General features: G+C 40.8%; 24 protein-coding genes. 22 read left to right on the top strand and 2 right to left on the bottom strand.

Going from position 1 to position 24,375, the window contains the following annotated elements; translation table 11 throughout:
* Positions 1-80 precede the first annotated feature (80 nt).
* From BQ9856_RS12755 to BQ9856_RS12720, 8 genes are all read left to right on the top strand, one after another.
* Positions 81-1,445 (top strand): sulfatase family protein, encoded by a 1,365-nt coding sequence (locus tag BQ9856_RS12755; RefSeq protein ID WP_077611377.1) that lies wholly within the window; start codon positions 81-83, stop codon positions 1,443-1,445.
* A gap of 26 nt (positions 1,446-1,471) precedes the next feature.
* Entirely contained in the window at positions 1,472-1,945 is a 474-nt protein-coding gene (locus BQ9856_RS12750; RefSeq protein ID WP_077611376.1) for a PTS system mannose/fructose/N-acetylgalactosamine-transporter subunit IIB, read from the top strand.
* 15 nt (positions 1,946-1,960) lie between these two features.
* A complete protein-coding gene (locus BQ9856_RS12745; RefSeq protein WP_077611375.1) occupies positions 1,961-2,383 on the top strand; it encodes a PTS sugar transporter subunit IIA in 423 nt (140 codons plus the stop codon).
* Between the two features lie 303 nt (positions 2,384-2,686).
* Entirely contained in the window at positions 2,687-4,597 is a 1,911-nt protein-coding gene (locus tag BQ9856_RS12740) for a BglG family transcription antiterminator (protein WP_159441988.1), read from the top strand.
* A 27-nt stretch (positions 4,598-4,624) separates the two neighbouring features.
* The gene (locus tag BQ9856_RS12735) at positions 4,625-4,945 is read left to right on the top strand and encodes a PTS lactose/cellobiose transporter subunit IIA (RefSeq protein WP_077611373.1); all 321 of its coding nucleotides are present in this window, start codon (positions 4,625-4,627) and stop codon (positions 4,943-4,945) included.
* Positions 4,946-5,003: 58 nt separating this feature from the next.
* A complete protein-coding gene (locus BQ9856_RS12730; RefSeq protein ID WP_077611372.1) occupies positions 5,004-5,309 on the top strand; it encodes a PTS sugar transporter subunit IIB in 306 nt (101 codons plus the stop codon).
* 49 nt (positions 5,310-5,358) lie between these two features.
* Positions 5,359-6,666 carry a PTS sugar transporter subunit IIC gene (locus BQ9856_RS12725; protein WP_077611371.1) on the top strand — a complete coding sequence of 436 codons (1,308 nt, stop codon included), beginning with the start codon at positions 5,359-5,361 and terminating at the stop codon, positions 6,664-6,666.
* Between the two features lie 34 nt (positions 6,667-6,700).
* On the top strand, positions 6,701-8,182 hold the full coding sequence (locus tag BQ9856_RS12720; protein ID WP_077611370.1) for a sulfatase-like hydrolase/transferase: 1,482 nt from the start codon (positions 6,701-6,703) through the stop codon (positions 8,180-8,182).
* A gap of 96 nt (positions 8,183-8,278) precedes the next feature.
* Here the strand turns inward: BQ9856_RS12720 and BQ9856_RS12715 are convergent, their stop codons facing one another.
* Complete coding sequence (locus BQ9856_RS12715) at positions 8,279-9,085, bottom strand: MurR/RpiR family transcriptional regulator (protein WP_077611369.1); 807 nt, start codon at positions 9,083-9,085, stop codon at positions 8,279-8,281.
* 152 nt (positions 9,086-9,237) lie between these two features.
* Here BQ9856_RS12715 and BQ9856_RS12710 point away from each other — a divergent pair, with 152 nt between their 5' ends.
* From BQ9856_RS12710 to BQ9856_RS12700, 3 genes are all read left to right on the top strand, one after another.
* Positions 9,238-10,623 carry a PTS transporter subunit EIIC gene (locus BQ9856_RS12710; protein WP_200801306.1) on the top strand — a complete coding sequence of 462 codons (1,386 nt, stop codon included), beginning with the start codon at positions 9,238-9,240 and terminating at the stop codon, positions 10,621-10,623.
* Positions 10,624-10,682: 59 nt separating this feature from the next.
* Entirely contained in the window at positions 10,683-12,155 is a 1,473-nt protein-coding gene (locus BQ9856_RS12705) for a sulfatase (RefSeq protein ID WP_077611367.1), read from the top strand.
* A gap of 71 nt (positions 12,156-12,226) precedes the next feature.
* Positions 12,227-12,727 (top strand): PTS sugar transporter subunit IIA, encoded by a 501-nt coding sequence (locus tag BQ9856_RS12700; protein WP_077611366.1) that lies wholly within the window; start codon positions 12,227-12,229, stop codon positions 12,725-12,727.
* 161 nt (positions 12,728-12,888) lie between these two features.
* Here the strand turns inward: BQ9856_RS12700 and BQ9856_RS12695 are convergent, their stop codons facing one another.
* Positions 12,889-13,200, bottom strand: a complete 312-nt coding sequence (locus tag BQ9856_RS12695; protein ID WP_235839203.1) for a P1 family peptidase — start codon at positions 13,198-13,200, stop codon at positions 12,889-12,891.
* 136 nt (positions 13,201-13,336) lie between these two features.
* Between BQ9856_RS12695 and nirJ1 the strand changes: the two genes are divergently transcribed.
* The 11 genes from nirJ1 (at position 13,337) to BQ9856_RS12640 (ending at position 24,227) form a co-directional block, all read left to right on the top strand.
* Positions 13,337-14,521 carry a putative heme d1 biosynthesis radical SAM protein NirJ1 gene (gene nirJ1, locus BQ9856_RS12690; RefSeq protein WP_077611364.1) on the top strand — a complete coding sequence of 395 codons (1,185 nt, stop codon included), beginning with the start codon at positions 13,337-13,339 and terminating at the stop codon, positions 14,519-14,521.
* Positions 14,522-14,626: 105 nt separating this feature from the next.
* Positions 14,627-15,082: a siroheme decarboxylase subunit alpha gene (gene ahbA, locus BQ9856_RS12685; protein WP_077611363.1), complete on the top strand. Its 456-nt coding sequence runs from the start codon at positions 14,627-14,629 to the stop codon at positions 15,080-15,082.
* A gap of 4 nt (positions 15,083-15,086) precedes the next feature.
* Complete coding sequence (ahbB, locus tag BQ9856_RS12680; protein ID WP_077611362.1) at positions 15,087-15,557, top strand: siroheme decarboxylase subunit beta; 471 nt, start codon at positions 15,087-15,089, stop codon at positions 15,555-15,557.
* A gap of 332 nt (positions 15,558-15,889) precedes the next feature.
* Positions 15,890-17,788: a BglG family transcription antiterminator gene (locus BQ9856_RS12675; RefSeq protein ID WP_077611361.1), complete on the top strand. Its 1,899-nt coding sequence runs from the start codon at positions 15,890-15,892 to the stop codon at positions 17,786-17,788.
* A gap of 112 nt (positions 17,789-17,900) precedes the next feature.
* Complete coding sequence (locus BQ9856_RS12670) at positions 17,901-18,212, top strand: PTS lactose/cellobiose transporter subunit IIA (RefSeq protein WP_077611360.1); 312 nt, start codon at positions 17,901-17,903, stop codon at positions 18,210-18,212.
* Between the two features lie 2 nt (positions 18,213-18,214).
* Positions 18,215-18,526 carry a PTS sugar transporter subunit IIB gene (locus BQ9856_RS12665; protein ID WP_077611359.1) on the top strand — a complete coding sequence of 104 codons (312 nt, stop codon included), beginning with the start codon at positions 18,215-18,217 and terminating at the stop codon, positions 18,524-18,526.
* 26 nt (positions 18,527-18,552) lie between these two features.
* Complete coding sequence (locus BQ9856_RS12660) at positions 18,553-19,875, top strand: PTS sugar transporter subunit IIC (RefSeq protein ID WP_077611358.1); 1,323 nt, start codon at positions 18,553-18,555, stop codon at positions 19,873-19,875.
* A gap of 79 nt (positions 19,876-19,954) precedes the next feature.
* Positions 19,955-21,088 (top strand): glycoside hydrolase family 88 protein, encoded by a 1,134-nt coding sequence (locus BQ9856_RS12655; RefSeq protein WP_235839202.1) that lies wholly within the window; start codon positions 19,955-19,957, stop codon positions 21,086-21,088.
* Positions 21,089-21,106: 18 nt separating this feature from the next.
* On the top strand, positions 21,107-22,249 hold the full coding sequence (locus tag BQ9856_RS12650; protein WP_235839201.1) for a DUF2264 domain-containing protein: 1,143 nt from the start codon (positions 21,107-21,109) through the stop codon (positions 22,247-22,249).
* 108 nt (positions 22,250-22,357) lie between these two features.
* Positions 22,358-23,005: an IS607 family transposase gene (locus BQ9856_RS12645; protein ID WP_077611357.1), complete on the top strand. Its 648-nt coding sequence runs from the start codon at positions 22,358-22,360 to the stop codon at positions 23,003-23,005.
* Entirely contained in the window at positions 22,968-24,227 is a 1,260-nt protein-coding gene (locus BQ9856_RS12640; RefSeq protein WP_077611356.1) for an RNA-guided endonuclease InsQ/TnpB family protein, read from the top strand. Before BQ9856_RS12645 ends, BQ9856_RS12640 begins: the two co-directional genes overlap by 38 nt.
* Positions 24,228-24,375: the final 148 nt, after the last annotated feature.

Raw genomic sequence — 24,375 nt, 5'->3', positions numbered from 1 at the left:
AGAAAGCTTTGGTCCGATATGCATAGTAACTTCATCAATGTGCATATCGGACCAGGTGTTTAAGTAAGGAGTGTAATGACATGAATATAGTTTATATACATACTCATGATTCCGGGAGAATTGTAAGCCCTTATGGGTACAGAACAGTAACGCCTAATTTGGAGAAATTTGCAGAAGATTCTCTGACTTTTGAGAACTGTTATTGCGCAGGGCCGACGTGTTCTCCCAGCAGAGCAGCTATGCTGACAGGAATGTATCCGCATCAGAATGGAATGCTTGGACTGACTCAGAGAGGTTTTTCTATTGATTATTCAAAACATCTGGTTCAATTTCTGAACCGGAATGACTATCGTACGGCACTGTGCGGAATACAACACGAATCCGGCTGGTATTTAGATATAGAAGAAAATGGTAATAAAATAGGATATCAGGAAGTTTTAACTGAATCAAATGCAGGGATCCGGGATGAAGACCTGATATATTGGGATAAGAAGAATGCAAGGAAGGTTTGCGAATGGATCAAGCATTATGATGATGAAAAGCCATTTTTTTTATCCTATGGAATGTTTTCGACACACAGAGTCTTTCCTGATGTGATTGATGCAGAAATCAATGAGGGAGCGGCGGTTCCGCCATATCCAATCCATAATAATCCAGAAACAAGACATGATTATGCAAGATATTTAACGAGTTTAAAATCAGCGGATGAATGCCTGGGGCAGGTTTTGGATACAATCAGGCAAACGGGACTCATGGAAGATACGATTATTTTGTTTACAACAGACCATGGAATAGCGGCTCCATATTGTAAATGTACATTGTTTGATTCCGGTATCGGTGTGAGCTTCATTATGAGAGTGCCGGGCAGTCCGGCGAATGGAGCGGTATCAGAAGCACTGATTTCTCAAGTGGATTTATTCCCGACTCTTTGCGATTTGCTTGATTTAGAAAAGCCGGAGTATCTGGAGGGAGTTTCGTTTGCTGACCGTTTTATTGATCCGAACCGAAAGAGCAGAGATGAGGTTTATGCGGAGATTAATTTCCACACGTCTTACGAGCCTGCCAGATGCATTCGTACAGAATGGTACAAATATATCCGGTATTACGATCAGGATTATTTGAAGATTAATAAATCTAATATTGATGAATCCCAAATGAAAGATTATTATATGGATCATGATCTGGAACAGCAGACAAAATATGAGGAAGGCTTATATGATTTAATTTATGATCCGGGAGAACGCAATAATCTTGCCGATGATGAAAAGTATGCAGAAATACGGGAGGACTTAAAGCAAAGATTAGACGCTCAAATGAAAAAAACAGGAGATTTTCTTCTTCAGGGGCATCCGGGAATTCAGAAAAATTGGAAGGTGAATAAGAAAGAGTGTCAAAAAGCGAGCTCTAAAAATCCTGATGATTATATAAGCTTAGGAATTAAGTAAATAAAAAGAAAGGGAAGGTATTATGAATGGAGATTGTTAATATACGGATTGATGAAAGATTGATTCATGGACAGGTAGCTGCTGTATGGACCAGAACATTAGGGGCGAATCGTATTATGGTAATTGATAATGCAGCTGTGAAGAGTGATATTCAGAAATCAGCTTTAAAAATGGCATGTCCTCAGAGCTGCAAATTATCAGTGTTGTCTGTGGGGAAAGCTTGTGAAAATCTAAAAAACAGAAAATATGAAGGGGAGAAGATTTTTATTGTAGTAAAGTCTCCCGAAACATTAAAAGAGCTGTATGATGCCGGTTATGAATTTTCTGAAGTTAATGTTGGTAATATGGCAAAGAAAAGTGGGGCCAGACAGGTCAAAGATACGGTATATATTACCGGACAGGATGAGCAGGATTTTAAGTATCTGGCTCATAAAGGGGTAAAATTCACAGCATGCATGGTGCCAAGCGATCCGGTAATCGATTTTATTACATTATTATAAGGAGAGTATTTCATTATGATTGGAATCATCGTTACGGGACATGGTAACTTTGCTGCTGGAATCAGCAGCGGGCTTGAACTGCTTTTTGGTGCTCCGGAGTGTTTTATACCTGTGGATTTTACTGCATTATGTACGCCGGCAGTTCTTAAAAATAAACTTGAGGGTGCTGTACAGAATTTAAAAGAGTGCGAAACCATATTAATTTTCTGTGATCTTGTTGGCGGAAGCCCGTTCAATATCTCCAGCGAGATCAAGATGGAATCGGACAGAAACATTGAAGTTATCGGAGGCACAAATTTTCCGATGGTGCTGGAAGCACTTATGGGGCGTTTACAGGAGACGGGCGAGGATTTTGTTGGGCATGTTATAGAGTCCGGACGTAGTCAGATTATGCGCCATATAGTAGTTAAATCGGATGATATGGAGCTGGATGAGTAAGATTCAGATGAAGGATTTGTTTGATATGCTCCCATCTGGGCAGACAAGTGTAATAATAAATACTTGCCACCTGGAAGGGAGCATTTTGTATTGAAAAATATAACTCCGGATAAAAAGATTTTAGGAATAAGAAAATATCTTAATGGTGAAGATAGCCAAATAAGATTAGCTGAAAAGATAATGCAGTGTAGGAGGATTAGAAGTTTTTCAACACGAAATTACCGTAATGGCTGCGGAAGATTCCTTGGTGGAGTTAAAATATGTCCATGCTATAATGAAATTACCCCAAAGGAGGTGGCGGATTTGAATGATAGGAGGCAGCAGCTTTTGTTTTCCAAGCTTACTGAGAATGGCTATATCACGGCATCTGTTCTGGGAAAACAGATGGGGCTCAGTGAAAAAACCATCAGGGCAAGGGTCAGGGAGTTAGATAAAGAGCTTATACCCCACGGTGTCCGTATCATATCCAAACAGGGACATGGATACCGGATCGCGGTCACGAATGCTCCGTTGTATCAGGAGTTTATAAAGTCCTTGACAATGACTGAAAATACATTGCCTGCGTCTTCTGAGGAACGAATCCAATATCTGTTGTCGTGTCTGCTGAATGGCAGGGATTATGTCAAGCTGGATGATTTAAGCGATTTCTTATTTATATCAAGAAATACCCTCACAGGTGAATTGAAAAAGGCTGAAGAGATGCTTAACAAATATGATGTCAGGCTCGTGCGCAGGCCTCATTACGGCATAAGAGCGGAAGGCGGTGAATTTAATAAAAGGCTGTGTATTGCCAATTATCTTATGAAGCCGGATATGTTCATACACGGACGCAGAAGTACGGATGAGATGAAGGCCATCGGGGATATCGTGCTCGGCTGCATCCGTGAACATAAGGTCAGACTGTCTGAGGTCTTATTTCAGAATCTGATCCTTCATATATACATTGCGGTAAAGCGTATAAGAGGCGGGCTATGCCTGACAGGGGAGACCGAAGATTTTCCGGTAAACCTTGGAGAGAAAGAGATGGCTATTGCACAGGATATTGCTAAAAAGCTGGGAAATTATCAGGGGATTTGTTTTCCTGAGCCTGAGATCGAGTATATGGCGATCCATCTGGCGGGGAAAAGAAGCATCGTTGAGGGAGACGATACGGAACCCGGCCTGAAAGTCCCCAAAAGAATCGAGGGACTTATTGAAGAAATGCTGCAATCCATATATGACAGCTTCAAAATAGATTTCCGATATAACAGGGAACTGATCCTGTCCATGTCTCAGCATATGGTACCTCTGGACATAAGGATTCGCTATGATATGGGGGTCCAAAATCCCCTGCTGGAAGAAATAAAAAGGAAGTATCCCCTTGCTTATGCCATTGCGGAGCAGGCCTGTATCGTTCTTAAGGCTCATTATCAAAAATGCTTATCAGAGGATGAGGTAGGCTTTTTCGCTCTTCTTTTTGCACTTGTCCTTGAGCAGGAGAAGGGAAATACCGGCAAAAAGAATATACTCATCGTATGTGCTACTGGAAAGGGCAGTGCCCAGCTTTTGACTTATCGCTACCAGGAGGAGTTTGCAAAATATCTGAATCATGTTTATTCCTGCAATTCACATGAGCTTCAGCATTTTGATTTTAATAAGGTGGATTATGTTTTCACTACGGTCCCTTTAAGCGTTTCCCTGCCTGTCCCGGTTATTTCGGTCCGGGAGTTTCTTGAGGACAGAGAGATATTGTCCGTGAAAAAAATACTTACCGTGGGGAATAAAAGTTTTTTGTATGAGTTTTATGATGAGAGCCTTTTTTTTGCGGATGTGAAAGGGGACAGCAAAGAGGTGATAATCAGGGAGCTTTGCCGCCGGATAAGCGCCGTAAGAGACTTACCGGATGGATTTTATGAGGCGGTCTTAAAAAGAGAAGCGCTTGCTCAGACAGACTTCGGAAATCTTACGGCATTGCCCCACCCTTATAAAACGATGACTAAGGACAGTTTTGTTTGCGTAGGGATTTTGGAGAGGCCCATTCTTTGGAACAAAAATCAGGTTCAGGTTGTATTTCTTGTTTCCATAGGGGAATCTGAGCAGGAACAGCTTCAGTCTTTCTATCAGCTCACTATGAATCTTCTGCTTAGCCAGAAGGGGGTATCAAGGCTCATCAGGGAAGCCTCCTTTGACACTTTGATTGAGCTTTTAAAGGAAGATAGAAGCATCAGACAATAATGACGAAATTATTTAGGAGAATGAAGAATGGATATAAAAATTGAAACCATTATGATGGAACTGGTTGTAAACGGCGGAAATGCGAGGAGCTGCGCTTTGCAGGCCATTGCCGCGGCCAGAGAGGGAAAAATTGAACTTGCGGAAAAACAACTGAAAGAGGCGGATGAGGCAATCGAGAGGGCCCATGAGTTTCAGACGGGCATCCTGCAGGCCGAGGCATCAGGAGAACATCTTGAGATGAGCCTGATCATGGTTCATGCGCAGGATCACCTGATGAATGCCATGACGGTGAGAGACCTTGCAAATGAATTCATAAAGCTTTATAAAAAAGCCGGTATTCCGTGCTGACGTGGAAATTTGCCGGCGGATAATTGGTAAGGAACAAATCATAGAAAGGAGCAATGATATGCTGTATATTACGTTGATCTGCGCAGCAGGGATGTCCACTTCCATGCTGACGCAAAGAATGCAGAAGGCCGCTGAAAAGAAGGGGGTGGAAGCTGAAATCATAGCATTGCCTGAATCAAAATTCAGGAATTATAAAGGGCAGACGGATGTGCTTCTTCTGGGACCTCAGGTCAGATACCTTTATGACGAAATAAAGGCCGAGTTTGAACCGAAGGGAATGAAGGTGGCGGTAATAGAAATGAGGGATTACGGAATGATGAACGGTGAAAAGGTTCTGGAGGATGCGATAAAGCTTTTGGGGTAAAGCGAGGATGCAGCAGATTATTGCAACATGAAAAAGGAGAAGGATATATATGAATAATTTAACCGGGTTGATCGAGAAATTTTTTGTCCCTATGGCTGGAAAGCTTTCAAAGAACAAGTTTCTGAAGGCGATTTCCAATGGATTTTCGGTGCTTTTGCCTATTATCATGATAGGCGCAATTTTCACGCTGTTGGCGAATCTTCAAATTGCACCATATCAGAGCCTCGTGCAGGCAGTCCACTTAAAAGAAATATTTGCCTTTGCACCTAAGGTGACCACGGATATGCTTGCAGTATATGCTGTTTTTCTGATCGGAAAGGCGCTTGCTGAGCAATTTGACCTGGATGAAAACGTATCGACCATCGTGGGTACCTTAAGCCTCTTCGCATTCCTCCTGCTGATTCCCCTTGGCGTTACGGGAAAAGCAGCTAAAAGCGGGGAGATCGTTTCAATCTTAGGAGCCCTGCCTACCACATATCTTGGGGCTGCCGGATTGTTTACGGCCATGATTGTGGGACTGACGGTACCTGTCATATATCATATGTTTATTAAGCATAATATTGTCTTAAAAATGCCGGAACAGGTTCCGCCTACGGTAGCCAAATCCTTCAGCGCTTTGATTCCTGCTTTCAGTATTGCTTTTATATTTGGACTTATAAGGTTCGGATTTTCTCTTACTTCTTTTAATGATGCAAATAATTTTATTTATACGATGCTGAAAGCGCCGCTGACAAGCCTTGGGGCAAGCCCGCTTACCTTTATTTTGTTTATCCTTGTCTGCTCTCTAATGTGGTTCTTCGGCCTCCACGGAGGCATGATCGTTATGCCTTTTATCAATGTTTTGTATACGGCGGCAGGACTGGAAAATCTTGAGGCATATGCAAATGGAGTGGCAGGCCCGAACCTGATTACAAATGCCTCATGGATGACCTTTGCTTCCATAGGCGGAGCGGGAGGTACCCTTGGATTATGTATCATCATGTGTTTCACGGCAAAAAGCACACGCTATAAAACCCTTGGAAAGCTGGCCTTGCCTGCAGGATTATGCGGAATTAATGAGCCCATAACATTTGGACTTCCCATGGTATTAAATACCATCATGATTATTCCGTTAATTGTCACACCGGTTATCACGTTTCTTATTTCCTATATTATGATGAATATAGGAATCATTCCTCCGCTTAACGGAACGACGATCCCTCTGGGGACACCGGTGGTGTTCGGCGGTCTTGTGGCCGGAGGCTGGAAAATTGCCGTTCTCCAGGTGGTTTTGATCGCTGTTCAGATATTAATTTATCTTCCGTTTTTTAAAGCTCTGGACAGGCAGGCTGTTTTAGAGGAGAAGGGGACAGACTGATCATTGATTATGAAATAGGGAAAGGAGAGGGAATGTGGAAAAGAAACCCAATATATTGTTATTTGTGGCGGATCAGATGCGCAGTGATTCTTTAGGTCATATGGGAAATCCCGCGTCAATCACCCCCAATCTGGATAAGCTTGCGAAAGAGGGAGTTTCCTTCCGCAATGCTTACTGCCAGAATCCGGTATGCGTGCCGTCCCGGTGCAGCTTCCTTACAGGGCTGTATCCTCATACTACCGGGCACCGCACCATGCATTTTCTTCAGAATCCGGATGAGCCCAATATCATGAAAGTGATGAAGCAGGCAGGGTATGAAGTGATATGGGTAGGCAGAAACGATGTCATACCGGGCGACAGAACCAAGGAAGAATATTGCGACGAATATTACAACGGTGTGGTAATGGAGGACACGAAAAGCTTGAGGAATAATGCTTTTGGCCACAAAGGAGGAAGCGCAGCTCCTGCCGTGAAGCCTGAGGAGGACGATAATTATTACTCTTTTTATACGGGCAGGCTCGATCAGGAAGAGGCGCAGGAGTCTTTTGACTGGAAATGCATGAGAAGTGCCATGGATTATCTGGACAGAAGAAGCAGGGAAGCGGATCCGCCGCCATTTTTCCTGTACGTGACTCTTACATTTCCTCATCCGCCTTATGGATGCGAAGAACCGTGGTATTCAAGCATAGACAGGAAAAAGCTTCCGCCGAGAAGACCCGGCGTAGGTACGTTGAAGGATAAGCCTTCCATGCTTTACGGTATCAATTCAAGACAGAACTTAAACGGCTGGTCTGAGGAGCGTTTTGATGAACTGAGAGCTACCTACCTGGCCATGGTCTCAAGATTTGACCATCAATACGGCTTGATTTCGGAAAAACTGAAGGAGAAGGGCATATACGAGGACACCAACGTGATCGTCTTCAGCGACCATGGCGATTATACCGGGGATTATACCATTACGGAAAAGGTACAAAACTGTTTTGAGAATCCTGTAAGCAATGTACCGCTTTTAATAAAGCCTTCCCGTGGGTATGAATGCAGGCCGGGGATATCGGAGGCTCTTGCCGAACTGGTCGACATACCTGAAACGGTTGCGGATATGGCGGGAATAAAGCTGCCCTATAAGCAGTTCGGATTATCTCTCATGGAAGCAGTAAAGGGCTCTGAAAAACATAAGGATGCGGTCTTCTGCGAGGGAGGCAGGCTTCATGGGGAGGAGCACTGCATGGAAAAAGGCCATGGGCCGTTATCCCCTTATTGGCCGAGGCTTGATACCCAGTGCAGCGAGGGACCGGAGCATACAAAGGCGGTGATGATAAGGATGGGGAACCTTAAATACATCAGGCGTTTGTATGAAACGGACGAGCTTTATGATCTGGAAAAGGATCCGATGGAATTAAACAATATCATAAATGACACGGGCTATCAGGAAGAGCTTATAAAGCTTAAGGAAAGGCTGCTTACATTTTTTCTTGAAACAGGGGATTATGTGCCGAATCGCAGGGATATAAGATAGTGATCTTGACTTTGGGGAATGGGATAAAACCATTCCCCAACCGTTTTTTAACCGAATCAAGCAGCGAAGCGGATTGCGAATATCCGCTTGACTAGGTTATTCATGAATTTTGGTTTCATTAGATGTACTCTTAGACTGTATCCGGCAAACAATTTCTTCAATCAGCAATTCGATAAAAAAGTAAAAAGTAGGTGCATCATCCAATATTGATTCACTATAAAGCCTTGTTATGCATGGAAGAACTATTTTAATATCCACATATCTGGAAATCGGTGGATTTTCAGACATGGTAATTAATATGATTTTCGCACCTCTTTTACGGCAGTCTGTAACAATATCATGATATACTTTTCCGCCGCTGATGGAAAAAATTATGATTACATCCTCCTGGGTCAAAATCTCTCCCAAAGCTTCCATGGAACTTAAATCATTAAGAGCATGGGCGTCTATACGGCATCTGTTCAGGCGAAATTCCAATTGCTGTGCTGAAAAGAAAGAATGGTATTGGCCAAGTATCATGATTTTATTTGCGTTGAGGATAGTTCCGGCAATTTGTTTTAATTGTGTAGAATTATATAAGTTTTCTAATAGACTAAAACAATTTAAATATTTTTGATAAGCAGAGTGTGAATTTTCCGAGTCTGTGGAAGAAGAATTTTTCGCTGGCGAATGGGGGGTATTCATATAGCGGTTCATTTCATATTTAAATTCTGAAAAGCCATTATAGCCCAGCTTTTTGCACAAACGCACAACATTGCTTCTGGAAGTATTACACCGCTCAGCCAGTGCCTCTGCCGAATACCGAACAACATCAACCGGATATTTGGTTACATAATCGGCTACAAGGCGTTCCCCGACAGTAAAGTTTGCTGTGTTATTATCTATCTTTTCTAAAATATTCATTTATAAATCTCCTTTGCTGTTAATAATAACAAAAAAAGTAGAAAATGTCCAACGAACAATTGACCAAAATATATTGACCAAAATGACCATTTGTTGTATACTAAAGCTACCAAAAGGGTCCCTTGGATATTAACATGATAAGGAGAGAAGATATGAAGAAAAACTATGAACAAATGGCAGAACAGATTATTGCCTGTTCTGGGGGTGGGAACAATTTTCTTACAGTAACGAATTGTGCAACAAGAGTAAGGGTAACCTACAAGAATATGGACGCGGTTCAGATTGACGAAATGAAAAAAATCGAAGGCGTTTTATCGGTGATCGTTAATGATGCGGTCCAGATCGTAGTAGGTCCGGGGGCCTGTAATAAAATTGCAGGAATCATTCAGGACAAATTAAATGTTCCCGAAGACCCGGAAATAGCCGGTACAGATTCAGGAACAACTGCAGTAAAAAAGAAAAAAATTAATATTTTTAGAATTTTTTCAGATATTTTTGTACCTATATTACCGGCGATGATTGCAGGCGGTGTATTGCAGGGGTTAAATAATGTATTGAAAAATTATGCTGTCTCGAAAGCAGCCGGTGCCGGTATACAAGCAATTGGTGATTTAACCGCGGCGCAGGTGTGGCTGCAAAATTATCATTTATTAGATCTGAGTAATATTATTGGGGTAATTTATGCAGCAGTATTCAGCTTCCTTGCAATTTATGTAGGATATAATGCAGCAAAACAGTTTAAGGTTGAACCTGTGTTAGGTGCGGTATTGGGCTGCATCACCCTGCAGGGTACCCTTACCACCCTGGGCTCAACAGCTGGTCAGGGTGGTCTGATCGGTGTAATTCTTGGCGTTTTTGTAATGTCATATATTCAGAAGGCAGTAAAAAAGATAGTGCCGAATGCAGTGGATGTAGTTATAACGCCGGTATTGACAATGCTTATTATAACAGTACTTATGGTTAAAATATTTATGCCGGTATGTGGTGTGCTGTCAACAGCCATTGTAAATGGACTTATGTGGCTGCTTAATACCACTGGACCATTCGGAGGGTTTGTATTATCTGCATTGGCACCACTGTTAATTTCAACCGGTCTGCATCAGGGGCTGACGGCAGTCCATATGGAAATGATCAACAGCCTTGGCAGGGCACCGCTGCTTGCAGTTCAGGTTATGAGTAATGCCGGAATGGTGGGAGCTTCCTGTGCAATCTATTTAATGACAAAACAGAAGGCTGTGAAAGATGCCTGCAAAGGTGCAATACCAACAAGTTTCCTTTGCGTAGGAGAACCGGTTATTTATGGGGTATGCCTTCCCTCAGGATTCGGCTTTATCACAGGCTCGATCGGAGCAGGTGTGGGAGGTTTCTTTATCAGGCTTTTTGATGTGTCATTCAGTTCCATGGGCATGGCAGGCATGTCGGCCATACCACTGGCTGCTGACGGTAAATATCTGCAATATATCATCAGTTATTTTATCGGTGCGGCAGCAGCATTTCTATTGACATTGGTTGTGGGGAGAGCAAAGCATTACCAATAATGATCAGAGATTATATTTTGGGGAGTTATAATATATAGAAAGCAAGAGGTTACTGAAATATGAGAGCAATTATGGTATTGTTCGATACCCTTAGCAGAAGATTTTTATCCACCTATGGGTCAGATTGGACAATCACGCCAAATTTCAAAAGATTGGAGGAAAAATGTGCCGTTTTTGATAATTTCTATGCCGGAAGCATGCCGTGTATGCCTGCCAGGCGTGAACTGCACACCGGCAGATACAATTTTCTGCATCGGGGCTGGGGACCTTTAGAACCGTTTGACTGTTCTGTTATTGCAGAATTGAGGCAGGCGGGAATTTATACCCATCTGGTTACGGATCATTCCCATTATTTTGAAGATGGCGGTGCAACCTATCACAACAGGTATGATACATGGGAAGGCTTCCGGGGGCAGGAAGGTGACCGGTGGGTGCCTCAGATTTGTTCAAAACCATCATTTAATAAAAATCCATTGAACAAAAATGGGATTTCAGCATTACAGCACTATGCAAACCGGAACAGGATCACCTGTGAAGAGGAGATGCCGAGTGTAAAGACGATCCATGCAGGGCTTGAATTCCTCGATCATTACAAGGCAGAGGATAACTGGTTTTTACAGATTGAGTGTTTTGATCCCCATGAACCTTTTTATGTACCGGATAAGTATCGTGAAATGTATCACTGCGGTGCATCGGATGATGCATTTAACTGGCCGCCATATAGCCCGGTGGATAGCACCGTGACCAGTGATCGGTTAGATGAGCTGAAAAAAGAATACGCATCGCTTATTACCATGTGCGATCATCACCTGGGCCGTATTCTGGATTTCATGGATGAGAATAACATGTGGGCTGACACGATGCTTATTATAAATACAGATCATGGTTTTTTACTGGGAGAGAGAGGCTTTATGGGTAAAAACTACATGCCTCCGTATGATGAAATTGTTCATATTCCTTTCTATATACATGATCCAAGGGCTGCACATTGTACCGGCAGAAGGAATGCGTTAGCGCAGACAATCGATATTGCCCCAACTCTATTGGAGTATTTTCATGTAAATATAGAAGATTATCAAATGGATGGAACGCCGCTGAAGCCTGTTATTGAAAATGATGAAAACATTCATGAAAACATTCTTTTTGGCATTCACGGGGGTCATGTCAACATTTATGATGGAAAATATATGCTGATGAAATCTCCGGAAAGAGAAAATCAGCCACTTGTAAGCTACACGCTAATGCCGACAAACATGAGAGAATTTTTTGAAAAAGATATATTGGAACAAGGGACCTTGATAGAGGGAAATCGTTTTACAAATGGAATTCCCTGTATAAAGTATCCGGATAAAACTTATGTGAATCCAATGCAATTCGGTGATCTATTATTTGATTTGGAATCCGATCCCCTGCAGGAAAGTCCGCTGGATAATAAGGATATCATGCAGGAAATGTGCGCCAAATTGAAAAAAGAAATGGAAAAAACAGAAGCACCGGAAGAGGAATTCATACGTATTGGATTGGTTAAATAATTAACGATATCGGCTATGACATACATTTGATGTTATAGCCGATTTAAATGAACCAGAATGGAGAGACAGATATGGGACTATTTGATAAATTTATAAAAAAGCCGCAGGAGATTCCTGCGAAGGAAGTTTTAGCAGCTTATGCAGAAGGAGAACTGATATCGATTAAAGATGTGAATGATCCGACATTTGCTGAAGAAATATTGGGAAAAGGAGTCGCGATCATACCTGCGGAAGGGGAAGTGTATGCGCCGGTTGACGGAACCGTTACCATGCTGTTTGATACCTTACATGCAATCGCCCTGACGACTGCAATGGGACAGGAAGTTCTGCTTCATATCGGACTTGATACTGTGGAATTAAAAGGGGAGTATTTTCGTGCAAATGTAAAAGTGGGGCAGAAAGTAAAAGCAGGTGATCTGCTGATCAGCTTTGATAGAGAAAAAATCCAGGAAAAAGGATACGATACGGTAATTCCCATGCTGGTTACCAACCGGGAGGAGTTCAGCGGGTTTCAGGTGGAAGAGCCAGGATCTGTAAAAGCCGGACAGACTGTGATGACCGTTTGCAAATAATAAATAATTTTTCCGACGGGGATGGAGCAGAAACCGAACGAAGCAATTTCTTTGATTTTTTTAATTCCACTCATTCTTCCTCTGTGTAGGGACGTCCCAAAATGTTCTTCTCCGTAAAAATTCGCCAACATCAGGTTTTTTGGGATTGTCAATGCATTGTTTCAGGAAACATTAGCTACCGGTGCTCCTCGTATTATAGCGTTTTGGAGTACCAATGCAGCGGCTGTTCCTACCTGCGTAACAACTGCATCTCTCGACATGCTGCTGGTATGCGGTCCCAGGGAAAGACAGAAGATTGTATCACCATCCCATTGTTTATGATTGGGAGATATGGCCCGGGCCATACCGTCGTCGGCGAGCTGTGCCACCCGGTTGGCCTCCGCTTTTGTCAGAAGCTCCGTTGTAGCCACTACTGCGATTGTAGTATTTCTGTAAAACAGTGACGCAGGAACGCCCTCCATCGATTGAATCACAACTGGTCTGTTGCCTCCTATAGGCGGTCTCTGCCGTACAAATCAAAAATTACTTCATATAATCGACCCATACTATATATAAATTTAAGTATAAATAAAATACCTTGTTTTATCGAAATACGAAAAAGGAGTCAATATGGTGGGAATAACCAAGCTATTATGCGGTTCTGAAAATTTTGGTGACAAATTACGTTACGTGCCGGATGCTTCAAAACAAAGATGTGGCACCAGCGCAGATTACGGACCTGTAGTTGTCTGGAATTGTACGAATCAATGTAATTTAAACTGTAAACACTGCTATGCCAATTCAAAAAACTTCAAATCGGAAGAGGAATTGACTACAAATGAGGCAAAATCCCTGATAGATGATTTAGCTAAACTGAATATACCTGTTTTACTTATATCAGGAGGGGAACCGCTCATGCGGGATGATATCTTCGAAATCATTCATTATGCAAATAAATGCAATCTGCGCATTACGATCTCAACAAACGGCACCTTAATAGATAAAAAAATGGCAGAAGAATTAAAAAAGCTTTGCGTAAGTTATGTGGGGATCAGCCTGGATGGCATTGGTTCCAGACATGATGATTTCAGGGGATATCCCGGAAGCTTTAACAAATCCTTAGCCGCAATAAGAAACTGCCTGGAAATCGGACAAAAAGCAGGACTTCGATTTACAATAAGCAGGTATAATTATGATCAGTTAAATGATATCTTTCACCTGATAAAGGAAGAAAAAATCCCCAGAGTGTGTTTTTACCATCTGGCCTATTCCGGAAGAGGAAGTTCAATGGTCGATATGGATATTACGAAAGAAGAAAAAAGAGCTGCATTGGATTTAATTATGGAGAAAACGGTTGAATTCGGTAAAAATGTTGAAATCCTGACTGTGGATAATCACGCAGACAATATTTATTTATATCTTCAATCCAAAAATAAAAATCCTCTCCTGGCAGATAAAATATGGGAATTGATACAGATGGGCGGTGGAAACCGTTCCGGCATTGCCATTGCCAATATTGACTATAAAGGAAATGTACATGCCGACCAGTTTACCTGGCATTATAATTTTGGTAATGTCAGGGATACTAAGTTTAGCGAGATTTGGACACATCCCGCCAATCCGGTCGCAATCGGCTTAAGGGACAGAAAACCTTTATTAAAAGGAAGATGCAGTAAGTGCCGCTGGTTAAATATTTGTAATGGTAATCTTAGAGTCAGGGCCGAAGCAGTAACAGGTGATTTTTGGGCGTCTGACCCGGCCTGCTATCTTAGCAATGAAGAGATCGGTGTCCCTGACGATACCGTTTTAATCTGAGAAAATTTAATTTATTTATAAATGTATCCAAGGATGATGTACAGTCCTGTGCATATCTGGAGGCAGAAGGTTCCTTAAGTAACCAGGAGGGAAGGATCAGTTAATATGAAAAACAATTATAATAAATTGCTTAATATGATACAAAATGATTTTCCTGTCGAATCAAGACCTTTCTTATCCATTGCTGAAAAACTGGAAATGTCAGAAAAAGAAGTACTGGATGCGATAAATGAATTAAAAGAACAGGGATATATCCGTAGATTTGGCGGTATATTTGATTCAAAGAGCTTCGGTTATATGGGCACATTATGTGCGATGGAAGTATCTGAAAATAAATTGGAAGAGGTTACCCGGATCATAAACAGTTATGATAATGTTACCCATAATTATTTAAGAGACCATAAATATAATATGTGGTTTACCCTGATCGAGCCTTCTCAGTCCAGCCTTGACGCTCACATAAATGAGATTAAAGCCAGAACAGGAATCAAAGAAATAATGGTTCTGAATTCTTTGAAAACTTTTAAAATTAATGTAAACTTAAACGTAGAAGGAGCGTGAGATTATGGATGTTTTTCATGAAAAACAGATTATTCTTAAATTGCAGGATGAATTTCCCTTAGTGCCGGAACCATATAAAAAAATCGCGGATGATATCGGAATCCCTGAAAAAGAATTATTGGATTACATTACTGAATTAAAAAACAATAAAACATTGCGCAGGATCGGTGCGGTATTAAACCACAGAACAGCAGGCTTTCCGGCCAATGCCATGGTGGCGTGGGTTGTGCCTGCTGAAAGAATAAAAGAAGTTTCGGATATTATGATTTCAATACCTCAGGTAAGTCATTGTTACGAACGGGAGGTTTTAAAAAATTGGAATTATAATATTTACACTATGATCCATTCTGTAAGCTTTGAGTTATGTGATAAGCTCATTAAACAGATTTCTCAAATGACAAATATCAATAACTATGAAGTTTTATACAGTACGAAAGAATTAAAAAAAAGCAGTATGGTATATTCCGGCATATGAAAGGAGCAAAATATACCTGGTTTGTAATAAAAGCAGGCCGGCCCTTTAGACAGGCCGGCCTTTTCATTCTGTAACATCAAAAAATGATATCAATTCATGGCCCAAATTACGGCCATTTTTCGTTGGCACCTTTTATGAAATATATAGAAAAGGTGCTTTTTATCTGCTGATTTTTAGATTTCATTAAATATATCTAACAGGAAGGGGACATTTTAAAAAAGAAAAATCAATGGCAGCCTGAAACTTTTACCGTAATGAATAACGGTAAAAGCCCGAGTTGAGGTATTTCCATAGAATATGCTAAGATAATTGCAGCAGGATGGTGTATAAATATGAAAGATAACAGGGTTTTTATTTTGCAGAGTTTAAATGAAAATTTTTTTCAGACTTCAAAACAGTTAGCCCAGCTGTGCGGTCTGAGTGAAAAGACGATCCGTGTAAGATTAAAAGAACTAAAGTCCGAAATGGAAAGTCATGGTGCGATGCTGATCTCAAAGCAGGGACAGGGGTATTCCCTCCGGATAACGGATATGGATGCATTTTCCCGGTGGAAAACGGAGATGGAAAATCAATATAAATCTTCGATACCGGACAATCCGGCGGATCGGGAGGATTATCTTCTGGCAATGCTTTTAAACAGGGATGAATTTATCAAGTATGAGGATATCAGTGATTTTTTATATGTTTCTCAAAAAACCCTGTCAACGGAAATGAAGCGGGTGGAATCACGGCTGAAAGAATTTAACATTGAAATTGTACGGAAACCCGGGTATGGAATCCGGATCAGGGGACATGAATTCGATATACGCCGCTGCATTATGGAATATTCGAACCGCATAGAGCGAAGGTATTCCTATAGTGAAGAAAAGCAGGTAAGTCAGAAGCAGGAGACCGCAAAGTATTTATTAGAGAAGATAAAGGAAAAAAAGATCCGTTTTTCCGAGGATGCTTTTGAAAGTATTTTGTCCTATATCAATATTTCGATCCGCCGGATGGAAACAGGAAAATATATCAGGGAGAGTCATATTCCTCCCAGAGACAAGGACATGGCAGAACAGCAGCTTGCGATTGACTTGATGGAATGGATAGCTGAAAGCAATGATTTTGATATAACAAAGGAAGAGATTCTATATTTGGGAATTTTTCTGGCAAGCAAACGAATGCTCGGAACAGATGAAAAAGAAAATAATTTCATCATATCGGAAAAGATAGATAAACTGGTTATGTCCATGCTGAAAATGGTATACGAGACATTCCACATCGAATTAAGGGACAACTTCAATCTGCGCATGCTGTTAAATCAACATATGATGCCCATGGATATCCGTATGAAATATGGAATTTTATTAGAAAATCCTTTGCTGAAAAATATTCAGCAGAAATATCTGCTGGCCTATTCCATGGCGACTCAGGGCTGTATCGCATTAAAAGAATATTATGGAAAAGAAGTTCCGGATGAAGAAATAGGATTTCTGGCAGTATTGTTTGCTCTTGCGCTGGACGAAAAGGAGCAGATGATAGAAAAAAAGAACATCCTTCTGGTATGTACCAGCGGCAAGGCCAGTTCCCAGATGCTCCTGTATCAATTCAAGAAAGAGTTCGGAGCGCATCTGAATGAGATTTATATTTGCAATATCTATGAATTAGACACCTTTGACTTGAAAAATATTGATTATATTTTTACAACCGTACCCATTTCAAAGCATGTGCCGGTCCCCATTGTGGAAATTCACGATTTCCTGGAATACAGCGATATTTTGTCCGTGAGAAAACGGTTGGAAAGCGGTGACCGCAGCTTCCTTTTGGAGTTTTATAAGCGGGAATTTTTCTTTCCTCATATAAAAGCAGAGACCAGAGAGCAGGTTTTAAAGGAAATGTGCGGGAGGATCAATCAGATATATCCCATTCCGGAAGAATTTTATGAATCGGTCCTGGAGAGAGAAGCGCTGGGGAGTACGGATTACGGAAATCTGGTGGCAATCCCTCATCCATCCAGGGTAATGTTAAATAGAAATATCATAAGTGTAGGAATTTTGGACAGGCCTATCCGCTGGTCCAAGAAGGATGTCCAGCTGGTGGTATTGGTTGCCATAGCCAATTCCACCCAGAGTACCACACAGAAGTTTTATGAGATCACATCAAAGGTATTATTGTCCTCAAAGGGAGTGAACCGCATTTTAAAAAGCAAGGAGTATGAGACATTGCTGCAGGTTTTGCTGGAAACGGAATAAGGTATGGCAATTACCGTAACCGATGCGGTAACAAACTCTATGGAGATAGTAAGGATAATCAGATACAATACGGATACAGGAAACAATTCTTTAAAAAACAACGAGGTGGAACATGAATGAATTAGAACAAATGATTATGGAACTTGTGGTTAATGGAGGAGATGCCAGAAGCAAAGCCATGGAAGCAATTGATGCAGCCAAAAACGGTGACTTTGAAATGGCAGATGTGCTCTTAAAGGAATGCAATGAGCAATTGTCAAGTGCACACAACAAGCAAACCGAACTGATCCAGGCTGAGGTACGGGGGGAGCATGTTTCCGTGACACTTCTCATGGTACATGCCCAGGATCATTTGATGAACGCCATGACCGTAAGAGATCTGGCAAAGGAAATCATAGAAATTTATAAAAGAGAGGGGAAATAGACATGTTAACGATCCGATTATTTTGTATGGCAGGAATGTCAACCAGTTTATTGGTTACCAGGATGAAAGAAGCAGCTGCAAAGAAAGGAATTGAAGTTGATATCGCAGCACATTCGGAGGCAGATATGGAAAAGTGCCTGGATGGAGTGGATGTTGCACTTTTAGGACCTCAGGCAAGGTATGCGCTTAACAGAGCCAAAGCGCTTTGCGAGCCGAAACATGTGGCTATAGGTGTTATTCCTCCTGTTATGTACGGGAGAATGGATGGAGAAGAGGCATTAAAGCTTGCAGAAGACATGGCTGCACAAAAGTAGGGTGAGAATAAGAGGGGAGTATTGTTATGAATAAACTGATGGAAAAACTGGAGGCATTTTTAGACAAGTATTTAATGCCTGCAGCAGATGTAATAAACCGGAATATCGTAATTTCAGGGATCAAGGATGGAATGATGTCCACCCTGCCTGCTACGATGATAGCATCAATTGCCTTAATTTTAAGTAGTTTCCCATATCTGGATAAAATTTGTCCGCCGCTTCATAAGGTGTTCCAGACATTTTTTGCACCCATTAATGCGGCAACTCTGGGAATTATTGCTTTATATGCACTGGTTGGTACAGCCTATTATTACAGTAAGGGGAGAAAAATAGACAAGCTATACGGAATCATGACAGCAGTAGCAAGCTTTTTAATCGTGACTCCTTTTGAAAAAGCGACAGAAGTTGCGGTGGGAGAACAAAAAGTTGCGACGGTGGTCTCCAATGTTATAGATACGGGAGTTATCGGTGCAACCGGAATTTTCCCGGCACTCATTGTTGCAATTGTATCGATCTCAATTTATGCGTGGTTTGAACACAGAAATATCACGATCAAAATGCCGGCTTCCGTGCCTCCTAACGTTGTAAAACCTTTTATTGCCATAATTCCCATGGGTGTTACGGTTATGGTTTTTATGGGTATCCGTTTGTTATTTAAAGCAACTCCTTATGAGACGCTGGCTGGGTGCATTAATACCTTTATAACAACACCATTTTTAAATTTATCAAATAATATCTGGGTTTTTATGTTCCTGCTTTTTATTGCACAGATTCTCTGGTTCTTCGGTCTTCATGGAACCAACTTAATTATCACACCAATCTGGCAGCCTGCAGCGCTGGTGGCAATGGCAATGAACTTAGAGGCATATAATGCCGGCCTGGCTCTGCCGTTTTTAATGACAGCGGCATTCCGTGTTTATACAAATCACTGTAAATTGTCAGAAATCATAGCTTTGTGTATCTTTGGGAAATCAAAGCGATCCAAGGCAATCAGTAAAACGATCTTTCTGCCGGCGTTATTTAATATCCATGAACCGTTTGTTTTCGGTCTGCCCGCGGTCATGAATCCAACCATTTTTATTCCCTGGATAATCAGTGAGCCGCTTCAGGCAGGATTTGCATATTTATTAATGAAATTTACCGGTGCCATACCGCTTTATGATGTTCCGTGGACCACACCGCCGATTTTGAAACAGCTTATCTCGACAAACTTTAATCCATGGGCTATCGTTATAACCATTGCTACCTTTGCATTAGGATTTATTATCTGGGTCCCGTTCATTAAAATGCTGGATAATCAGTTTTTACGTGAAGAAGCAGAACTGGAAAAAAATGCAGAGCAGTCATAATTGTTTTCATGGGGCAGTCGGTTTGCTGCCCCATTCTTTCAATTAAATTCAGGGAAATCCGGGGAAAACAGGAGTATTTATGAAAATTCCAATGAGCGAACAATTATGGGTGGAGGAAATTTTCGAAAAGTTAAAATTAAAAATGATTTCTGTAACAGAGCGAAATCGCAATAAAATACCCTATACAGCAGAAAACGGTGTTTTTAATGATTATACCGATGAGAAGATCTACTGGTGGACCAATGGCTTCTGGGCCGGAATCATGTGGCAGATGTATCATCTTACCGGGAATGAACTGTATAAAGATATCGCAGTGGAAACAGAACGGAAGATGGATAAAAATTTCCGGATGCCGGCAAAGTTAGATCACGATAATGGTTTTAAATGGCTTCCCACAGCAGTGGCCGATTACCGTATGACGGGAAGCCGGGAATCACGGGACAGAGGGCTTTTGGCGGCAGAGCTTTTGGCGGGACGCTACAATCCCGCCGGACATTTCCTCCGCGCCTGGAACGAATGGGGAGGGGAAAAACATCTTGGCTGGGCGATCATTGATTGTATGATGAATTTACCATTATTATATTGGGCTTACAAGGAAACAGAGGATCCCCGTTTTCGGCAAATTGCGATGAACCATGCGGATATGGCCCAGAGATATTTTGTAAGGCCGGATGGTTCGGTCAATCATATTGTGGAGTTTCATCCGGAAACCGGAGAAATGATAAGATCACATGGAGGACAGGGATACGAAGATGGGTCTTCCTGGACGAGAGGCCAGTCATGGGGGATTTATGGATTTGTGTTAAGCTATATGCATACGCAAAAGGAATCCTATTTGAATACTGCCAAGATCATTGCAAACTATTTTATAGCGAACATCCCGGAAAGCGGTCTGATTACGGTGGATTTTGGGCAGCCGGAGGAATGTACGTGGGAAGATTCCACTGCGGCGGCCTGTGCGGCCTGCGGAATGATCGAGCTTTCTAAATATGTAAAAGAAGCAGAGAAGCATGTTTATCTGAATGCAGCCATTCGTCTTTTAAAGACATTAGACGAAAAGCGCTGCAGCTGGAGTCCTGATATTGATAATCTTCTGGAGAACTGCTCCGCAGCTTATCACGATACGAGACACAATTTCCCCATGATTTATGCAGATTATTATTTTATAGAGGCAGTGCTTAAATTAGCCGATAAAGATTTATTTATCTGGTAAAGGAAAGGAACTGAAGTTATGCCGATGAAGACGGAGGCAAGATCATACTGGCTGGATGCAATGCTTAAAATTTCCCTGCCGGTACTTAAAAATCTGGCAAATGACAGTTTAAAGGAGTGTTTGCCAAATACGAATCCAAAGTGCCATAAGAATGCATTGCTTGAGGCATTTGCACGTACTGCATATGGGATCAGCCCATGGCTGGAACTGGAGGATATTACCGGCGAAGAAAGAATGCTGCAGGAGTCCTGTCGGAAACTTTTTCATAAGGCACTGGCAAATGCAACCGATCCGGAAGCCAGGGATTATATGATATTTGGCGGAGGAGAGGATGAGAAACAGCCGCTGGTGGATGCAGCATTTTTATGCAATGCACTGGTAAGAGCGCCCAAAAGCCTGGTCCGCAATATGGAGGAAAAAACCAAGGAACAACTGATCCAATGCCTGATGATTTCCAGAAAGATCGAGCCGTTAAATAATAACTGGGTTTTATTCAGCGCCATGGTGGAAACGGGCCTGTATCTTCTGGGCGGAGATTATGATGAGGAACGGATCCGTAAATATGTCCGCCAGATGCTTAGCTGGTATAAAGGGGATGGACTTTACGGAGACGGGGAAGCATTTCATTTTGATTATTATAACAGTTTTGTCATACAGCCGATGCTATTGGATATCATGAATTGTTTTAAAAATATGGAACAAGAGATGCAGCCTGTGGTCTGGCAGCGCTCTAAAAGGTATGCGGCAATTCTGGAACGAATGATTTCTCCGGAAGGGGCATACCCAATAGTAGGGCGCTCCATCTGCTACCGGTTTGGAGCATTTCAGACTTTATCACAGATGGCCCTATACCACAGGCTTCCGGAGGAACTTTCCCCTGCCCAGGTTCGCTGTGCAATGACGGCGGTGATAAAAAGGATCATGGAAGGTCCGGCCATATTTGATGAAAACGGCTGGCTGAGAGCCGGTGTCTGCGGCTGTCAGCCGGATTTGGCAGAGAGGTATATCAATACAGGCAGTTTGTATTTGTGTACGGCGGTATTTCTGGTTTTAGGTCTTCATCCGGAGGAGCCCTTCTGGACAGATGAGGATGAGCCGTGGACCTCAAAAAAAATATACTCCGGGCAAAATATGACTGCGGATAAAGCGATTAAAATATAAGGAGGTGAGAAACAGTTAAATAAAACTTATAAAATGTTATAAATAAGTGTTGGCTTTTACAACTTATGTGATACAATGATATTATCAAGACAAAAGGAGTTAGATTGTATGAAATATTATTCTATCAATGAGTTTTCAAATATACTTGGAGTATCACCTCAAACACTTAGAAACTGGGATAAAAGCAACAAACTTAATCCTCATCATACTTCTAGCAACGGATACAGATATTATTCACATGAACAACTGAACCAGGTTATGAATGTTAAGCCAAAATTAGATAGAAAGATAATCGGCTATTGTCGAGTTTCAAGCAATAAGCAAAAAGATGACTTGCAACGACAGATTGAAAACATGCAAATATATTTAAATGCGCAAGGTAAGCCCTTTGAAATAATTTCGGATATCGGAAGTGGAATTAATTATAAGAAAAAGGGGTTGAAGGAACTGATTAAGCTCATATCTCAAAATCAAGTAGATAAAGTTGTTGTGTTATATAAAGACAGATTATTACGGTTTGGGAATGAACTGGTTGAATACATTGCAAGTCTTTATAATTGTGAAATTGAAATAATTGACAATACTGAAAAGTCAGAGCAACAAGAACTGGTTGAAGATTTGGTTCAAATAATAACTGTATTCAGTTGTAAATTGCAAGGGAAACGTGCTAATAAAGCAAGAAAACTTGTAAAAGAATTAATAGAATGGGGTGATGAAGATGATGAAAGGAATCAAAGTAATGTTGCTCCCAAATAACAAACAGAAAACAAAATTATTTCAGTGTGCTAATACGGCCAGATTTGCTTATAATTGGGCATTAGATATGCAAATGAATAACTTTAAAGACGGCGGGAAATTTATTTCTGATAGTAATCTTAGAAAAGAATTCACAAAATTAAAGCAACAACCAGACTATAATTGGCTGTACAATGTAAGTAATAATGTAACAAAACAAGCGATTAAGGATTGTTGTGATGCATATAGTGATTTCTTTGCTGCTCAAAAGCGTACAGGGATTAAATATACCAATGAAACCCTGGTAAAATTAGCAAGAAAAAATAAGAAGCCAACATTATATAATATGAATGGTCATCCCAAATTTAAGAGTAAAAAATATTCTATTCCAACGTTTTATCAAGATACCGATAAAATCAAATTCACTGGAACTCATGTTAAAATGGAAGGGTTTTCAGAAAGCAAGAAAAGGAATAAGCAAAAACTTAATTGGATTAGACTTGCAGAAAAAGATAGAATACCTACAGATGGTAAGTACATCAATCCAAGAATAAGCTATGATGGCATAAATTGGTGGATTAGTGTAGGAATAGAAGTAAAAGATTCAACTACTCTTCCATCTGATGAAGGAATTGGAATTGATTTAGGTATTAAAGATTTGGCAATATGTTCTGATATAAAAGATCCATATAAGAATATCAACAAAACGAGTAAAGTAAAGAAATCAAAAAAGAAACAACGCAGGTTGCAGCGTAAGATATCAAGAAAATATCTAAAAAATAAGAAGGGAGATAGTTACTGTAAAACAAGCAACATTATAAAAAGTGAAAAAGAACTTTTAAAAATCAACCATCGTTTAGCGGATATTCGTCATAACTATATACATCAAACAACTACCGAAATAATAGAACGAAAACCAAGTTTTATTTGTATGGAAGATTTGAATGTAAAAGGAATGATGAAGAATAAACATTTATCCAAAGCAATTCAAGAACAATGCCTAAATGAATTTCAAAGACAGATTGAATATAAATCATCTTGGAATAACATTAAATTTATTGAAGCTGATAGATACTTTCCATCGAGTAAATTATGTTCAGTATGTGGCTGTATAAATAAGAATCTGAAATTATCAGATAGAGTTTATATCTGTCCAGAATGTGGGAATGTAATAGATAGAGATTATCAGGCTGCATTAAATTTAAAAGCTTATGGAGAAAATGTTATACAATTAGCAAGTTAACACCTAAAAGTTACTGCTAATATGTACCGTACGTTAAACGGGAATTTAAGCCTTTGGAGTGTTATATCAAATGCGAGTAGCTATGGCAAAAGCAGACACGATGAAAAAGGAATGAAACATAAAAGTTTATATAATTTATGACTTTTTA

This window comes from Clostridium sp. Marseille-P2415, from assembly GCF_900155545.1.
Classification (GTDB): Bacteria; Bacillota; Clostridia; order Lachnospirales; family Lachnospiraceae; genus Lacrimispora.
The sequence above is the reverse complement of the archived record's forward strand: the minus strand, read 5'-3'. Positions and strand labels throughout refer to the sequence as shown.

What these genes read in the sequence shown, in the direction of transcription:
- BQ9856_RS12660 (WP_077611358.1), top strand. Translation starts at nt 18,553, where the DNA reads ATGAATAAACTGATGGAAAAACTGGAGGCATTTTTAGACAAGTATTTA.
- BQ9856_RS12755 (WP_077611377.1), top strand. Translation starts at nt 81, where the DNA reads ATGAATATAGTTTATATACATACTCATGATTCCGGGAGAATTGTAAGC.
- BQ9856_RS12650 (WP_235839201.1), top strand. Translation starts at nt 21,107, where the DNA reads ATGCCGATGAAGACGGAGGCAAGATCATACTGGCTGGATGCAATGCTT.
- BQ9856_RS12645 (WP_077611357.1), top strand. Translation starts at nt 22,358, where the DNA reads ATGAAATATTATTCTATCAATGAGTTTTCAAATATACTTGGAGTATCA.
- ahbA (WP_077611363.1), top strand. Translation starts at nt 14,627, where the DNA reads ATGAAAAACAATTATAATAAATTGCTTAATATGATACAAAATGATTTT.
- BQ9856_RS12710 (WP_200801306.1), top strand. Translation starts at nt 9,238, where the DNA reads ATGAAGAAAAACTATGAACAAATGGCAGAACAGATTATTGCCTGTTCT.
- BQ9856_RS12670 (WP_077611360.1), top strand. Translation starts at nt 17,901, where the DNA reads ATGAATGAATTAGAACAAATGATTATGGAACTTGTGGTTAATGGAGGA.
- BQ9856_RS12655 (WP_235839202.1), top strand. Translation starts at nt 19,955, where the DNA reads ATGAAAATTCCAATGAGCGAACAATTATGGGTGGAGGAAATTTTCGAA.
- BQ9856_RS12745 (WP_077611375.1), top strand. Translation starts at nt 1,961, where the DNA reads ATGATTGGAATCATCGTTACGGGACATGGTAACTTTGCTGCTGGAATC.
- BQ9856_RS12725 (WP_077611371.1), top strand. Translation starts at nt 5,359, where the DNA reads ATGAATAATTTAACCGGGTTGATCGAGAAATTTTTTGTCCCTATGGCT.
- BQ9856_RS12700 (WP_077611366.1), top strand. Translation starts at nt 12,227, where the DNA reads ATGGGACTATTTGATAAATTTATAAAAAAGCCGCAGGAGATTCCTGCG.
- BQ9856_RS12675 (WP_077611361.1), top strand. Translation starts at nt 15,890, where the DNA reads ATGAAAGATAACAGGGTTTTTATTTTGCAGAGTTTAAATGAAAATTTT.
- BQ9856_RS12730 (WP_077611372.1), top strand. Translation starts at nt 5,004, where the DNA reads ATGCTGTATATTACGTTGATCTGCGCAGCAGGGATGTCCACTTCCATG.
- BQ9856_RS12705 (WP_077611367.1), top strand. Translation starts at nt 10,683, where the DNA reads ATGAGAGCAATTATGGTATTGTTCGATACCCTTAGCAGAAGATTTTTA.
- ahbB (WP_077611362.1), top strand. Translation starts at nt 15,087, where the DNA reads ATGGATGTTTTTCATGAAAAACAGATTATTCTTAAATTGCAGGATGAA.
- BQ9856_RS12750 (WP_077611376.1), top strand. Translation starts at nt 1,472, where the DNA reads ATGGAGATTGTTAATATACGGATTGATGAAAGATTGATTCATGGACAG.
- nirJ1 (WP_077611364.1), top strand. Translation starts at nt 13,337, where the DNA reads ATGGTGGGAATAACCAAGCTATTATGCGGTTCTGAAAATTTTGGTGAC.
- BQ9856_RS12665 (WP_077611359.1), top strand. Translation starts at nt 18,215, where the DNA reads ATGTTAACGATCCGATTATTTTGTATGGCAGGAATGTCAACCAGTTTA.
- BQ9856_RS12640 (WP_077611356.1), top strand. Translation starts at nt 22,968, where the DNA reads ATGATGAAAGGAATCAAAGTAATGTTGCTCCCAAATAACAAACAGAAA.
- BQ9856_RS12735 (WP_077611373.1), top strand. Translation starts at nt 4,625, where the DNA reads ATGGATATAAAAATTGAAACCATTATGATGGAACTGGTTGTAAACGGC.
- BQ9856_RS12715 (WP_077611369.1), bottom strand. Translation starts at nt 9,085, where the DNA reads ATGAATATTTTAGAAAAGATAGATAATAACACAGCAAACTTTACTGTC.